The following is a 14,904-nucleotide window of genomic DNA, read 5'->3' on the forward strand; positions in this document are numbered from 1 at the left end:
CACAAGGCCGCTCCCACAAAGAGCCGTACAGGTGACTCAGTAGCCGACGGTGAAGCGCTGGCGCGAATGTGCCGGCTTTTCCAGCTCATCGATCAAGGCAATCGCAAAGTCGGCGAAGGTGATCCAGCTTTTGCCGTCTGCACCAATCAGCAGATGATCCTTGCCCAGCGTGTACCGCCCACTGCGCTCACCTTCAACGAACTCCGCCGATGGCGACAGGAAGGTCCAGTCCAGGTTCGGCTCCCGCTGCAGCGCCTCCAAAAAGCGCACGCCAGCCGTGGCCTCGGCCTTGTAGGCTTCCGGGAAGTCCGGGCTGTCGATCACCCGGTGCCCCGACGGCAACAACAGGCTGCCCGCACCGCCTACCACCAGCAAGCGCTTGACCCCGGCCCGCTTGACCGGCTCGATGATCGCGTGCGGCTCGATGGTCGAGAAATGCGCAGCGCTCAGCACGGCATCCACGCCCGCGACCGCGGCTTGCAGGGCCGCGCTGTCCTTGGCATCCAGCGCCTTGACGGTCACTCCTTCCCGGCCCTCCAGTTTCGAAGGGTCACGGGCGATGGCCAATACACTGTGGCCACGGCGCAGGGCCTCTTCCAGCAACTGGCTGCCAGCACGGCCAGTGGCACCGATGATTGCGATCTTGCTCATGGGATACTCTCCATCAATTGAACGGAATTACCACTTCATCTCGCCCTTGGCGACCTTGGCACCCAGCTCCAGGGAGCTTTCATCGGCCAGGCCCGGGTAACGTTGCTTCATCGCCTCAATCAAGGCACCCGCGTCTTTTGCCTTGGCCGCTTCGGCATCGAAGTCACGAATGTAGTTCGCCGTGAAACGCACAGCCTCCAGCGAGCGGCTGCTGTCTCCCAGGTAATGGCCCGGGATGACCGTACGCGGCGCCAGCGCTTCGATGTGCGCCAGGGTGCCGAGCCAGTCGGCATGCGACTGGGCCGTCTGGGTATCGGCCATCCACACATGAATGTGCTCGGACACCACCACGCCGCCGACCACCGCCTTGATCGACGGGATCCACACAAAGCTGCGGTCTGGTTGCGGACCGTCAAGGCCAACCACTTCAAGGGCCTGCCCTTCCAGCGTCAATCGGTTGCCTTCCAGTACCTGTGGCAGCACCAGCCGTGCCGGTTTGTCCGCCCCCATCTGCGGGCCCCAGTACGCCAGCTTGGCGTCCATGGTCTGACGGATATGCGCGACAGTGGCAGCCGAGGCCAGCACCTTGGCGTCGGGGAAAGCGTTTGTCAGGGTGTCCAGGCCGAAGTAGTAATCCGGGTCACCGTGGCTGATATAGATGGTAGTCAGGTGCTTACCGCCAGCTCGCAGACGCTGCACCAGTTGCTGGGCCTGGGCCTTACCGAACTGGGCATCGACCAGCACGGCATCGTGCTCGCCACTGACAATCACCGAACTGACCGGGAAGATGGCCTCATGCCCAGGGTTGTAGACTTCCAGCTTCAAGGGTTCGGCGGCCAGCACCGGGCCGGCCAGGGTAACGCAGGCCAGCAGCAGGCCACGCAAGGGAGTGAACAGGGACATTGGCAACGCCTTCCAGATAACGATGGCCAACAGCTTAGTTGCCCGATCCATGACAAAAAATGCGATGCTCGAACATAGTTTGTTTCTGAAACCGGGCAAATCATGGACCGTCTCAACGCCATGCGCGTTTTCGTCACCGTCGTCGACCTGGGCAGCCAGTCGGCAGCGGCGGATCATTTGCAGCTATCGCGGCCGGTGGTGTCGCGCTACCTGGCAGAGCTGGAAGACTGGGTAGGCGCGCGCCTGATGCAGCGCACCACACGCAAGCTCAGCCTCACCGCCGCCGGTCAGGAAACCCTGCCACGCTGTCGGCAGTTGCTGGAGTTGGCCGGTGACCTGCAGGCGGCCGTGCAACAGCCGGATGACGCGCCCAAGGGCGCATTGCGCATCAGCGTCAGTACGTCCTTTGGCCAGGCGCAACTGGTGGATGCGGTGGCTGCCTATGTGCGGCGCTATCCAGCCGTGAAGGTGGAACTGCAGATGCTCGACCGTACCGTCAACCTGGTGGATGAGCGTATCGACCTGGCCATCCGCACCAGCAACGACCTGGACCCCAACCTGATCGCCCGGCGCCTGAGCATATGCCGCTCAGTGGTGTGTGCGTCCCCCGCTTACCTGCTTGAGCATGGCACGCCGCAGCGGGTCGAAGAACTGAGCCGGCATAACTGCCTGACCCATGCCTATTTCGGCCATAGCCTGTGGCATTTCGAGGTGGGCGGCCAACAGGTCGTCGTGCCGGTGACGGGGAACATCAGTGCCAACGAAGCCATGACATTGCAAAAGGCCGCGCTGGCTGGCGCGGGTATCGCCATGCTGCCAACCTACCAGGCCGCCGATGCCCTGCGCCGGGGCGAACTGGTGCGCCTGCTGCCCGAGGCAAAGCCCCGCGAACTGAACCTGAATGCGGTGTACACGTCACGCAAGCACATGCCGGCCACCTTGCGCAGCATGCTGGATTTTCTGGTGCAGCGGTTCAAGGACGAACCCGAGTGGGACCGGGATCTCTGATGTAGCGTGAGAAATGACCTACGATTAAAGGTATCACCTGTCGCTGTAACAGGAGGTGAGTACCATGGGCATCAAATCAAGAAGAGTCGCCCTTGTCATGGCCCTGACTGCTGTCGCAGGGCTGTACGGCTCAGCCTGTTGGCGCGCCGAGCTGCTACGCAGCCAGCCCAGTGCCGCCAACAGCTGCGAGCAGGCACATTGCGTGCCTCACACCGCCACCTTGAGCGCCGTTCGTTGAGTTGACGGCGCGCCGCCGGTCACTCTTCCACGCTCATGTATTCCTTGGCCCAGCGGATGTAGTCCTCGGGCTGGGTGTAGGTGTGCGAGAGTTCGGTCGCGCTGAGGTTTTCCGACTTGTTCTGCTGGCCGCGTTGCAGGCGCAGGCAGTCGTAGGTGGCCTTGATCGCGGCAAAGTAGGCCGCGTGGCCATCGACCACGATACGCACGCCCAGGCGCGCCAGGCGCTCGTCATCGCGCAGGTTCGGGTTGCCATAGGTGACCAGCATCAGCGGCACGGTCAGATGCTCGGCAATTTGCTCAAGCTGCTCGAAGTCCTTCACCCCCACCATGCAGATGCCATCGGCACCGGCTTTCTGGTAGCTCTGGGTGCGCACGATGATTTCTTCGGTGCTGAGCACGCCAGCGTTGGTGCGGGCAATGATCGACAACGACGAATCGACCCGTGCCTCCAGCGCCGCGCGAATCTTGCCAACGCCCTCTTCGACCGAGATCAGGTCGGTGGACTTGCGCCCGAACTGGGCGGGCAGCAGGGTGTCCTCGATGGTCAGCGCAGCCACGCCGGCGCGCTCCAGCTCGATCACCGTGCGCATCACGTTCAATGCGTTGCCATAGCCATGGTCGGCGTCAGCCAGGAACGGCAGCTGCGCTACCCGGCCAATACGGGTGGCCTGCTCGACGAACTCGCTGAGAGTAATGAGGGCAAAGTCCGGCGCGGCCAATACCTGCAACGAAGCAACGGAACCACCAAGGATACCGACCTCGAAGCCGAGGTCTGCGGCAATGCGCGCCGACATCGGGTCGAACACCGATGCAGTGTGGTAACAGGAACCTGAAGCGAGCAGCTCGCGGAAGGCAAAACGCAGATCTTGATGGGAAGCCTTGGGCATGATCACTCCGCAATTTAAGTTGAAATTTGAACGGTAACTACCGACCCCTGTAATCGGGTCTACCTGACCTGTTCCAACCGTCGCCATCTGGGCGGTCATGCTCGACATGCAGGCAGAGGAATAAAAGGTGTGGGAGACAGCACACTGAAAAACCTGCGGCAGAATGTTGCACCAAGCTGGTGCAGGCCGCGAATTTCAGCCTCTGTGGCATACCAACGATATCACGCAGCCATGCAGCACTGGATGAATGCGCCAATGCCGATTCGGCATAGGGGATGCAGATAGTACATAGGAAGCTACCTAACTCGGGTTACAATCCGACTTGCCCACAAAGAGGCCGTAACAGACAGACAAGGTATTCCCGTGACCGCCGCCCTGCCCCCCACCACCCTGCGCAACGTGCTCACCGCTCTCATGCTGGCCATTTTCCTCGGTGCACTGGACCAGACCATCGTCGCCGTCTCGCTGCCGGCAATCTCGGCCCAGTTCAACGATGTCGGCCTGCTGGCCTGGGTCATCTCCGGCTACATGGTGGCGATGACCGTGGCCGTGCCGATCTATGGCAAACTGGGCGATCTGTACGGGCGGCGGCGGATGATCCTGACCGGTATCAGCCTGTTCACCCTGGCCTCCATCGCGTGCGCCATGGCCCAGGACATGCAACAGCTGGTGCTGGCCCGTGTACTGCAGGGCATTGGCGCGGGCGGCATGGTCTCGGTCAGCCAGGCGATCATCGGCGATTTCGTGCCGCCGCGTGAGCGCGGTCGCTACCAGGGTTATTTCAGCAGCATGTACGCCGTGGCCAGCGTCGCCGGGCCAGTGCTGGGCGGCTGGCTGACCGAGTACCTGTCGTGGCGCTGGGTATTCTGGATCAACCTGCCACTGGGGCTGGTTGCCTTGTGGGCGATCCGCCGTGCCCTCGGTGGCATGCCGGCGCAACGCCGCGAGGCCCAGGTGGATTACCTCGGCGCCGTGCTGCTGATACTCGGCCTGGGCAGCTTGTTGCTGGGCATCACCTTGGTCGGTCAGGGCCATGCCTGGATTGATCCTGCCGTACTGGCCCTGTTCGCCTGCGCTGTACTGGGCCTGGCGTTGTTCATCGCACATGAGCGGCGCTGCCCGGAGCCGCTATTGCCCTTGGGCCTGTTCAGCAATCGGGTGGCGGTGCTGTGCTGGGGGGTGATCTTTTTCGCCAGCTTCCAGTCGATTTCCCTGACGATGCTCATGCCGTTGCGCTACCAGGGCATCACGGGTGCTGGCGCCGACAGCGCCGCGCTGCACCTGTTGCCACTGGCCATGGGCCTGCCCCTTGGCGCCTTCACCGGCGGTCGCATGACCAGCCGCACGGGGCGCTACAAGCCGCAGATCCTGGCCGGTGCGTTGTTGATGCCCGTGGCCATTTTCGCCATGGCGTTGACGCCGCCACAATCGGCTTTGCTCAGCGCGCTGTTCATGCTGCTGACCGGCATCGCCTGCGGGCTGCAGTTTCCGACATCGCTGGTGGGCACGCAAAGCGCGGTGGAAAGCAAAGACATTGGTGTGGCCACCAGCACCACCAACCTGTTCCGTTCGCTGGGCGGGGCCATGGGCGTGGCCTGCATGTCCAGCCTGTTGCTGGCGCTGCTGCATCAGGGCGGGTTTGAAATGCTGGGTAACCCGTTGCTGGGAAGCCTGAAGGCCGGTGAAGTGGACCTGGTGACACAGGCGCGCCTGACTGAAACATTCCGTCATTTACTGATGGGGAGTGCCCTGATTGCGGTGCTCGGGCTGGTAGCCGCCGTGGCATTGCCCGACCGGCAATTGCGGGGGCGCTGAGGCGCGGGGCCACCCGCCGCCCCGCCTTTAATCCCCGCTTAATACAAAGGGGAAACACTCCCTCACAATCCTTAACAAAGTGTCATTTGCGCAGCGCCGGGCTCAAGCGCAGCATATCCAACCCGGTGTCGACCCATTTTTCGACATCACCCAACAGATCGACACTGTCAGGCAGCAACAGCCAGCGCCCGATCAGGCCATCGACATAGGCAAACATGGCCACCGCCGCGCGCTCGACATCCAGCTCGCCAGGCAACTGGCCCCGGCGCACGGCATTGGCCAGCGCCAGGGTGATGCCCTTGTGGCAATCCAGCACCGCGCCCTGGCGCTGCTGGCGAATTTCACACATGTCATCGGTGAACTCGCACTTGTGATGCAGGATTTCATTGATACGCCGGGTTCGGGCATCGAGCACCAGCTCGTTGAACACCTGCAACAACAGCTTGCGCATGCAGCCAAGCGGGTCGACTTCGTCCTCGCTTTCGCTTGCCCGCGCCAAATGGTCATGGGTCTCGTGCAGGCTGTCGAGCAGCGCCTGCACCAGTTCGGCCTTGTTGTTGAAGTGCCAGTAGATCGCCCCGCGCGTCACACCCGCCAGTTCGGCGATGTCGGCCAGGGTGGTTCGCGCAACCCCGCGCTTGTAGAAGGCCTTTTCCGCCGCCTCGATGATCTGGGCGCGGGTTTCCTGGGCTTCCTCTTTGGTTCGACGGACCATGGCAGTACAACCTCATCTGGCCCGAACGCGCAGCGCGTACGGGGAACGCTCCGGGGGCACCTCTGCAGGGGGCCTCGCGGATGAGCTAATCAAGGGCTGTGGCGGTACCTAAGTACAACTCAGCGGTATTTACAAACAACCATGAATGTAAGTATATTCCTTAGCAAGCTATTTATCCACCGGATAGCAACTTTTCCAGATCAAGACACTTCCACTACTCTTGAGCGTCTCCCTGCTCCAGCGACCCGAGGATCCTCATGCAATTCAAGCCAGCCGTTACCGCTCTGGTTTCCGCCGTCGCCCTGGCAACCCTGCTCAGTGGCTGTAAGAAAGAAGAAGCAGCGCCAGCGGCGCAGGCTCCTCAGGTCGGCGTCGTGACCATCCAGCCCCAAGCCTTCACCCTGACCTCGGAATTGCCGGGGCGTACCAGTGCCTACCGCGTCGCCGAAGTGCGCCCGCAGGTCAACGGCATTATCCTCAAGCGCCTGTTCAAGGAAGGCAGTGAGGTCAAGGAAGGCCAGCAGCTCTACCAGATCGACCCTTCCGTGTACGAAGCCACCCTGGCCAATGCCCAGGCCAACCTGCAGGCTACCCGCTCGCTGGCCGAGCGCTACAAGCAACTGATCGACGAGCAAGCCGTTTCCAAACAGGAATACGACGACGCCAATGCCAAACGATTGCAGGCCGAGGCTTCGCTGAAAAGCGCCCAGATCGACCTGCGCTACACCAAGGTGCTGGCACCGATCAGTGGCCGTATCGGCCGTTCTTCGGTCACCGAAGGTGCGCTGGTGAGCAATGGCCAGAGCAACGCCATGGCCACCATCCAGCAGCTCGACCCGATCTACGTCGACGTCACCCAGTCCACCGCCGAGCTGCTCAAGCTGCGCCGTGACCTGGAAAGCGGCCAGTTGCAAAAAGCCGGCGACAACACCGCCTCGGTACAGCTGGTGCTGGAAGACGGCAGCCTGTTCAAGCAGGAAGGTCGCCTGGAGTTCTCCGAAGTCGCGGTCGACGAGACCACCGGCTCGGTCACCCTGCGCGCCATCTTCCCCAACCCCGACCACACCTTGCTGCCTGGCATGTTCGTGCATGCGCGGCTGAAGGCCGGTGTCAACGCCAACGCCATCCTGGCGCCGCAACAGGGCGTGACCCGCGACCTCAAAGGCGCGCCGACCGCGCTGGTGGTCAACCAGGAGAACAAGGTCGAGCTGCGCCAGCTCAAGGCCAACCGTACCCTGGGCAGCGACTGGCTGATCGAGGAAGGCCTCAACCCGGGTGACCGCCTGATCACCGAAGGGCTGCAGTACGTGCGCCCGGGCGTTGAAGTGAAGGTCAGCGAAGCCACCAACGTCAAGAAGCCGGCCAGCCCTGATCAGGCCAACGCGGCGAAAGCAGACGCCAAAGCGGAGTAAACCATGTCGAAGTTCTTTATCGATCGCCCGATCTTCGCCTGGGTGATCGCCTTGGTGATCATGCTGGTCGGCGCCTTGTCGATCCTGAAGTTGCCGATCAACCAGTACCCCAGCATCGCGCCGCCGGCCATCGCCATCGCCGTGACCTACCCGGGCGCCTCGGCGCAAACCGTGCAGGACACCGTGGTACAGGTGATCGAGCAGCAGCTCAACGGTATCGACAACCTGCGTTATGTGTCGTCGGAAAGTAACTCCGACGGCAGCATGACCATTACCGCTACCTTCGAGCAAGGCACCAACGCCGACACCGCGCAGGTGCAGGTACAGAACAAGCTGAACCTGGCCACCCCGCTGCTGCCGCAAGAAGTGCAGCAGCAAGGTATCCGCGTTACCAAGGCCGTTAAAAACTTCCTGCTGGTGATCGGCCTGGTGTCCGAAGACGGCAGCATGACCAAGGACGACCTGGCCAACTACATCGTCTCCAACATGCAGGACCCGATCTCGCGTACTGCGGGCGTGGGTGACTTCCAGGTGTTCGGTGCCCAGTACGCCATGCGTATCTGGCTCGATCCGGCCAAGCTGAACAAGTTCCAGCTGACCCCGGTCGACGTCAAGACCGCCGTGGCCGCGCAGAACGTGCAGGTGTCTTCCGGTCAGCTCGGCGGCCTGCCAGCGTTGCCGGGTACCCAGCTGAACGCCACCATCATCGGCAAGACCCGTCTGCAGACTGCCGAGCAGTTCGAAAAGATCCTGCTCAAGGTCAACAGCGACGGTTCGCAGGTACGTCTGGGTGATGTCGCCCAGGTAGGCCTGGGCGGTGAAAACTACGCGGTCAGCGCCCAGTTCAACGGCAAGCCGGCTTCCGGCCTGGCGGTAAAACTGGCAACCGGCGCCAACGCCCTGGACACCGCCAAGGCGCTGCGCCAGACCATCTCCGACCTGGAACCGTTCTTCCCGCCGGGGGTGAAAGCCGTATTCCCGTATGACACCACCCCGGTGGTCACCGAATCGATCAGCGGCGTGATCCACACCCTGATCGAAGCCGTGGTCCTGGTGTTCCTGGTGATGTACCTGTTCCTGCAGAACTTCCGCGCCACCATCATCACCACCATGACCGTACCGGTGGTGTTGCTGGGTACCTTCGGCATCCTGGCCGCTGCGGGCTTCAGCATCAACACCCTGACCATGTTCGCCATGGTCCTGGCCATCGGCTTGCTGGTGGACGACGCCATCGTCGTGGTGGAGAACGTCGAGCGGGTAATGTCCGAGGAAGGCCTGCCGCCCAAGGAAGCGACCAAGCGCTCGATGGAGCAGATCCAGGGTGCCCTGGTGGGTATTGCCCTTGTGCTGTCGGCGGTACTGCTGCCCATGGCGTTCTTCGGTGGTTCCACCGGTGTGATCTACCGGCAGTTCTCCATCACCATCGTCTCGGCCATGGGCCTGTCGGTGCTGGTGGCGCTTATCTTCACCCCGGCCCTGTGCGCCACCATGCTCAAGCCGCTGAAGAAGGGCGAGCACCATGTGGCCAAGCGTGGCTTCTTTGGCTGGTTCAACCGCAACTTCGACCGCAGCGTAACCGGCTACGAACGCAGCGTTGGTGCCATCCTGCGCAACAAGGTGCCGTTCCTGCTGGCCTATGCACTGATCGTGGTTGGCATGATCTGGCTGTTCGCCCGTATTCCTACCGCCTTCCTGCCTGAGGAAGACCAAGGCGTACTGTTCGCCCAGGTACAGACCCCGGCCGGTTCCAGTGCCGAGCGTACCCAGGTGGTGGTCGACCAGATGCGTGAGTATCTGCTGAAGGAAGAAGCCGACACCGTGGCCTCCGTGTTCACCGTCAACGGCTTCAACTTCGCCGGTCGCGGCCAGAGCTCGGGTATGGCGTTCATCATGCTCAAGCCTTGGGATGAGCGTTCCAAGGAGAACAGCGTGTTCGCCCTGGCCCAGCGTGCCCAGCAGCACTTCTTCACCTTCCGCGATGCCATGGTGTTCGCCTTCGCCCCGCCAGCAGTGCTCGAACTGGGTAACGCCACCGGCTTCGACGTGTTCCTGCAGGACCGCGGCGGTGTCGGCCATGAGAAGCTGATGGAAGCGCGCAACCAGTTCCTGGCCAAGGCTGCACAAAGCAAGATCCTCAGTGCCGTGCGCCCCAACGGCCTGAACGACGAGCCGCAGTACCAGCTGACCATCGATGACGAACGTGCCAGCGCCCTGGGCGTGACCATCGCCGACATCAACAACACCCTGTCGATTGCCTTGGGTGCCAGCTACGTCAACGACTTCATCGACCGTGGCCGGGTCAAGAAGGTGTACATCCAGGGCGAACCAAACTCCCGGATGAGCCCGGAAGACCTGCAGAAGTGGTACGTGCGCAATGGCGCTGGCGAGATGGTGCCGTTCTCTTCCTTCGCCAAGGGCGAGTGGACCTACGGTTCGCCGAAGCTGTCGCGCTACAACGGTGTCGAGGCAATGGAAATTCTGGGTGCGCCAGCACCGGGCTACAGTACCGGTGAAGCCATGGCCGAGGTCGAGCGCATTGCTGGCGAACTGCCAAGCGGCATTGGCTTCTCCTGGACCGGCATGTCCTACGAGGAAAAACTCTCCGGCTCGCAAATGCCGGCGCTGTTCGCCCTCTCGGTACTGTTCGTGTTCCTGTGCCTGGCAGCCCTGTACGAAAGCTGGTCGATCCCGATCGCCGTGGTGCTGGTAGTACCGCTGGGTATCATCGGTGCCCTGATCGCCACCAGCCTGCGCGGTTTGTCCAACGACGTGTACTTCCTGGTCGGCCTGTTGACCACCATCGGCCTGGCGGCGAAGAACGCCATCCTGATCGTCGAGTTCGCCAAGGAGCTGCACGAGCAAGGCCGCAGCCTGTACGACGCGGCGATCGAAGCGTGCCGCATGCGTCTGCGCCCGATCATCATGACCTCGCTGGCGTTCATCCTCGGCGTGGTACCGTTGACCATCGCCAGTGGCGCCGGCGCCGGCAGCCAGCACGCCATTGGTACCGGCGTGATCGGCGGCATGATCAGTGCGACCGTGCTGGCTATCTTCTGGGTACCGCTATTCTTCGTCGCAGTGTCGTCGCTGTTCGGCAGCAAAGAGCCGGAAAAAGACGTCACCCCTGAAACTCCACGTTATGAGGCTGGGCAATGACCAAGTCTTTGTTGTCCCTGGCGGTAACCGCTTTCATTCTTGGCGGCTGCTCGCTGATTCCCGACTACCAGACCCCGGAATCGCCGGTGGCAGCGCAGTGGCCGCAAGGCCCTGCGTACTCGCCGACCCAGTCGGCAGACGTTGCCGCCGCCGAACAGGGCTGGCGCCAGTTCTTCCACGACCCGGCACTGCAGCAGCTGATCCAGACCTCGCTGGTCAACAACCGCGACCTGCGCGTCGCCGCGTTGAACATCGACGCCTACCGCGCGCAATACCGCATCCAGCGTGCCGACCTGTTCCCGGCGGTTTCGGCCACCGGCAGCGGCAGCCGCCAGCGCTTGCCGGCGAACATGTCGACCTCCGGTGAGTCGAGCATCAGCAGCCAGTACTCGGCCACCCTGGGCGTCAGCGCCTATGAGCTGGACCTGTTCGGCCGTGTGCGCAGCCTGACCGAGCAGGCGTTGGAAACCTACCTGTCCAGTGAGCAGGCGCGCCGCTCCACGCAGATCGCCCTGGTGGCCAGCGTGGCCAACGCCTATTACACCTGGCAGGCCGACCAGGCGCTGTTCAAGCTGACCGAAGAAACGCTGAAGACCTACGAGGAAAGCTACAACCTCACCCGTCGCAGCAACGAAGTCGGCGTGGCTTCGGCACTGGATGTCAGCCAGGCGCGCACCGCCGTGGAAGGCGCCCGGGTCAAGTACTCGCAGTACCAGCGCCTGGTCGCCCAGGACGTCAACAGCCTGACCGTGTTGCTGGGCACCGGTATTCCGGCCGACCTGGCCAAGCCGCTGCAGCTCGATGCCGACCAACTGGCCGAAGTACCGGCCGGCCTGCCGTCGGATATCCTCCAGCGTCGCCCGGACATCCAGGAGGCCGAACACCTGCTCAAGGCCGCCAACGCCAATATTGGCGCCGCCCGCGCAGCGTTCTTCCCGAGCATCAGCCTGACGGCCAACGCTGGGAGCATCAGCCCCGACATGGGCCACCTGTTCTCGGGCGGCCAGGGCACCTGGCTGTTCCAGCCGCAGATCAACCTGCCGATCTTCAACGCCGGCAGCCTGAAGGCCAGCCTGGACTACTCGAAGATCCAGAAGGACATCAACGTCGCCAAGTACGAAAAAACCATCCAGACCGCCTTCCAGGAAGTCTCCGATGGCCTCGCGGCGCGAAAAACCTTTGAAGAGCAACTGCAGGCCCAGCGAGACCTGGTGCAGGCGAACCAGGACTACTACCGCCTGGCCGAACGCCGCTACCGCATCGGGATCGACAGTAACCTGACCTTCCTCGATGCTCAGCGCAACCTGTTCAGCGCCCAGCAATCGCTGATCACCGACCGCCTGTCGCAGCTGACCAGCGAGGTCAACCTGTACAAGGCGCTTGGTGGTGGCTGGTATGAGCAGACCGGGCAGGCCAACCAGCAGGCATCGGTAGACGTACCGAAAAGCTGACTCATGCTGTAACAGCATCAGGCCCACCCTTGCGGTGGGCCTTTTATTTGCCGGAGGAAATTAATTAACCAACCGGAACATTCCGTTCGATTATCGCCCCATTCCGTTTGCGGCGAATTGCCTCACCCCCGCACAACCCCGCACCATCCCCTCACGCAACGTTGCCCAAGTTCATCCAAAAGACCCGCACCTGCCGGCTCGATCTGGCAGTGCACCGGCTCGCCCCATAAAAACAAGAGATCCACGACAGATGAGCACTTTGCAACCCGCACGCCAGCTGCTGCCCGGCCTGTTGGCCATGTCCTGCGCCTTCCCGCTGTTCGCCGCCGAAGGCGGTTTCATGGAGGACGCCAAGGCCACCCTCAACCTGCGCAACTTCTACATCAACCGCAACTTCGTCGACCCCGCCCACCCGCAGGCCAAGGCCGAAGAATGGACACAAAGCTTCATTCTCGACGCCCGCTCCGGCTTCACCCAAGGCACCGTCGGTTTCGGCGTGGACGTACTGGGCATGTACTCGGTCAAGCTCGACGGCGGCAAAGGCACCACCAACACGCACCTGCTGCCCGTGCATGATGACGGCCGCCCGGCCGATGACTTCGGCCGACTGGGTGTCGCACTGAAAGCCAAACTGTCCGAAACCGAGCTGAAAGTCGGTGAGTGGATGCCGGTACTGCCCATCCTGCGCTCGGACGATGGGCGCTCGCTGCCACAGACCTTCCGCGGCGGCCAGCTGACCTCGAAGGAAATCGCCGGCCTGACCTTGTACGCCGGCCAGTTCCGCGGCAACAGCCCGCGTAACGACGCCAGCATGGAAGACATGTCGATGAACGGCAAAGGCGCGTTCACCTCCGACCGTTTCAACTTCGGCGGCGGTGAGTACACCTTCAACGACAAACGCACCATGATTGGCCTGTGGGATGCCCAGCTCAAGGACATCTACCGCCAGCAATACCTCAACCTGACGCACAGCCAACCGCTGGGCGACTGGACCCTGGGTGCCAACCTGGGCTACTTCATCGGCAAGGAAGACGGTGCCGAACGCGCCGGCAAGCTGGACAACCGCACCGCCTCGGCCATGCTCTCGGCACGCTACCAAGGCCACACCTTCTACGTCGGCCTGCAAAAGGTCAGCGGCGACGATGCCTGGATGCGGGTCAACGGCACCAGTGGTGGCACCTTGGCCAACGACAGCTACAACTCCAGCTTCGACAATGCCAAGGAACGCTCCTGGCAGGTGCGCCATGACTTCAACTTCGCCACCGTTGGCGTGCCTGGGTTGACGTTGATGAACCGCTACATCAAGGGTGACAACGTCACCGTGGGCAGCGTGGATGATGGCAAGGAGTGGGCACGGGAGACCGAACTGGCGTACGTGGTGCAGTCGGGCAGCTTCAAGGACCTGTCGGTGAAATGGCGCAACTCCACCATGCGCCGGGACTTCAGCACCAACGCGTTCGATGAGAACCGGTTGATTGTGAGTTACCCGCTGAATTTGTTGTGATCTGAACTGGCCTCATCGCGGGCAAGCCCGCTCCTACAGGGACCCACAATTCCCTGTAGGAGCGGGCTTGCCCGCGATGAGGCCAGATGCACCATCAAATAACTATAAGCTATAAATAAATCGATAAACCTTCTTTGACGACATAAGCTGCAACCGCTTGAATAGGCCCCTGATCCCCGCCCCAGAGCCGTGACATGGACCTCCGCCAGCTGCGCTACTTCATCGCCCTTACCGAATACCGCAGTTTCGTCCGTGCCGCCGAGGCCATGGGCATCACCCAGCCCGCCTTCAGCCGAGCCATCCAAGGCCTGGAACACACCTTCGGCTGCCCGCTGGTCGACCGCGCCAGCAAAGCCCTACCGCCTACCCCCGAAGGTCTGGTGGTACTGCAACATGCCCGCCGGTTGGTTCAAGGCGCTGCGCAGCTGAGCAACGAAGTGCTGCAAATGACCAAGCTCGACGCCGGCGAGTTGCACTTCGGCAGCGGCCCGGCCCTGGCCGTGCGCCTGGTGCCCGACGCCCTGCGCCACTTCATCGAGCGCCATCCCGGTATCCGCACTTCCCTGCTGGTGGACAACAGCGAACGCCTCGGTCAGGCCTTGCGCCGCGAACAGATCGAGTTTTTCGTCGATGATATCCGCCCGTTCGAAGCCGACCCCAACTTCCACACCGAGCCCCTGTCACCACGCCCAGGGCTGTTTTTCTGCCGCCCGGGCCATCCGCTGCTGGCCAAGGACAGCCTGTCGACCAACGACCTGTTCAGCTACCCACTGGCCAGCGCCCTGCTCGCCCCCGGCGTACGCAAGCGCCTGGCCAACCTCAGCGGGCGCAGCGATTTCACCCCGCATTTGCAAACCGAGCACCTGGCGGTGCTGCGCAGCGTTGTGCAGGCCAGCGATGCCATCGGTACCGCCAGCGAAGAGGCCGTGGCCGAAGACCTGGCCGCCGGCACACTGGTGCGCCTGCACTGGCGCAACTTACCGCCTGCGTTGGAAGTGTTGAGCGTGCGCTGTGGGGTAGTCAGCCGCAGTGGTTATCGACTGTCGCCAGCGGCACGGGCGATGATCGAGACGCTGGTGGGGCTGGATATGCCAGTGCGGGCTGCTGCCATTCGCTGAGCTGATGATGGTGGTGGCTGCGGGCTATCCTGTTCACTATCAGG

At 62.6% G+C, this 14,904-nt stretch carries 12 protein-coding genes; 8 read left to right on the forward strand and 4 right to left on the reverse strand.

Features of this window, described 5'->3' with window-relative positions; genetic code table 11:
* Positions 1-36: 36 nt before the first annotated feature.
* Both QQ992_RS22875 and QQ992_RS22880 read right to left on the reverse strand, forming a co-directional pair.
* Positions 37-651 (reverse strand): NAD(P)-dependent oxidoreductase, encoded by a 615-nt coding sequence (locus QQ992_RS22875; RefSeq protein WP_119371302.1) that lies wholly within the window; start codon positions 649-651, stop codon positions 37-39.
* 27 nt (positions 652-678) lie between these two features.
* Complete coding sequence (locus tag QQ992_RS22880; protein WP_286111148.1) at positions 679-1,554, reverse strand: MBL fold metallo-hydrolase; 876 nt, start codon at positions 1,552-1,554, stop codon at positions 679-681.
* 102 nt (positions 1,555-1,656) lie between these two features.
* On the opposite strand from QQ992_RS22880, the gene QQ992_RS22885 reads away from it, so the two are divergent.
* Both QQ992_RS22885 and QQ992_RS22890 read left to right on the forward strand, forming a co-directional pair.
* Positions 1,657-2,562 carry a LysR family transcriptional regulator gene (locus QQ992_RS22885; RefSeq protein ID WP_286111149.1) on the forward strand — a complete coding sequence of 302 codons (906 nt, stop codon included), beginning with the start codon at positions 1,657-1,659 and terminating at the stop codon, positions 2,560-2,562.
* Positions 2,563-2,659: 97 nt separating this feature from the next.
* Complete coding sequence (locus QQ992_RS22890; protein ID WP_286111150.1) at positions 2,660-2,800, forward strand: hypothetical protein; 141 nt, start codon at positions 2,660-2,662, stop codon at positions 2,798-2,800.
* A gap of 19 nt (positions 2,801-2,819) precedes the next feature.
* On the opposite strand, the gene QQ992_RS22895 is transcribed toward QQ992_RS22890, so the two are convergent.
* A complete protein-coding gene (locus QQ992_RS22895) occupies positions 2,820-3,689 on the reverse strand; it encodes an isocitrate lyase/PEP mutase family protein (protein ID WP_286111152.1) in 870 nt (289 codons plus the stop codon).
* Between the two features lie 363 nt (positions 3,690-4,052).
* On the opposite strand from QQ992_RS22895, the gene QQ992_RS22900 reads away from it, so the two are divergent.
* Positions 4,053-5,504 (forward strand): MDR family MFS transporter, encoded by a 1,452-nt coding sequence (locus QQ992_RS22900; protein WP_060497963.1) that lies wholly within the window; start codon positions 4,053-4,055, stop codon positions 5,502-5,504.
* Between the two features lie 82 nt (positions 5,505-5,586).
* Here the strand turns inward: QQ992_RS22900 and ttgR are convergent, their stop codons facing one another.
* Entirely contained in the window at positions 5,587-6,219 is a 633-nt protein-coding gene (gene ttgR, locus QQ992_RS22905; protein WP_021785779.1) for an efflux transport transcriptional regulator TtgR, read from the reverse strand.
* A gap of 257 nt (positions 6,220-6,476) precedes the next feature.
* Here ttgR and ttgA point away from each other — a divergent pair, with 257 nt between their 5' ends.
* The 5 genes from ttgA (at position 6,477) to QQ992_RS22930 (ending at position 14,860) form a co-directional block, all read left to right on the forward strand.
* Positions 6,477-7,631, forward strand: coding sequence for a toluene efflux RND transporter periplasmic adaptor subunit TtgA (gene ttgA, locus QQ992_RS22910; RefSeq protein WP_105945788.1), 1,155 nt, complete (start codon positions 6,477-6,479; stop codon positions 7,629-7,631).
* Positions 7,632-7,634: 3 nt separating this feature from the next.
* On the forward strand, positions 7,635-10,787 hold the full coding sequence (gene ttgB, locus QQ992_RS22915) for a multidrug efflux RND transporter permease subunit TtgB (RefSeq protein ID WP_286111153.1): 3,153 nt from the start codon (positions 7,635-7,637) through the stop codon (positions 10,785-10,787).
* Positions 10,784-12,238, forward strand: a complete 1,455-nt coding sequence (locus tag QQ992_RS22920; protein WP_286111154.1) for an AdeC/AdeK/OprM family multidrug efflux complex outer membrane factor — start codon at positions 10,784-10,786, stop codon at positions 12,236-12,238. The genes ttgB and QQ992_RS22920 overlap by 4 nt, the downstream gene beginning before the upstream one ends.
* Before the next feature lie 250 nt (positions 12,239-12,488).
* A complete protein-coding gene (locus QQ992_RS22925) occupies positions 12,489-13,742 on the forward strand; it encodes an OprD family porin (RefSeq protein ID WP_019097260.1) in 1,254 nt (417 codons plus the stop codon).
* Between the two features lie 194 nt (positions 13,743-13,936).
* On the forward strand, positions 13,937-14,860 hold the full coding sequence (locus QQ992_RS22930; RefSeq protein WP_105945785.1) for a LysR family transcriptional regulator: 924 nt from the start codon (positions 13,937-13,939) through the stop codon (positions 14,858-14,860).
* Positions 14,861-14,904 lie beyond the last annotated feature (44 nt).

Origin of the sequence: Pseudomonas kurunegalensis (assembly GCF_030291635.1) — a bacterium.
Taxonomy (GTDB): domain Bacteria; phylum Pseudomonadota; class Gammaproteobacteria; order Pseudomonadales; family Pseudomonadaceae; genus Aquipseudomonas; species Aquipseudomonas monteilii.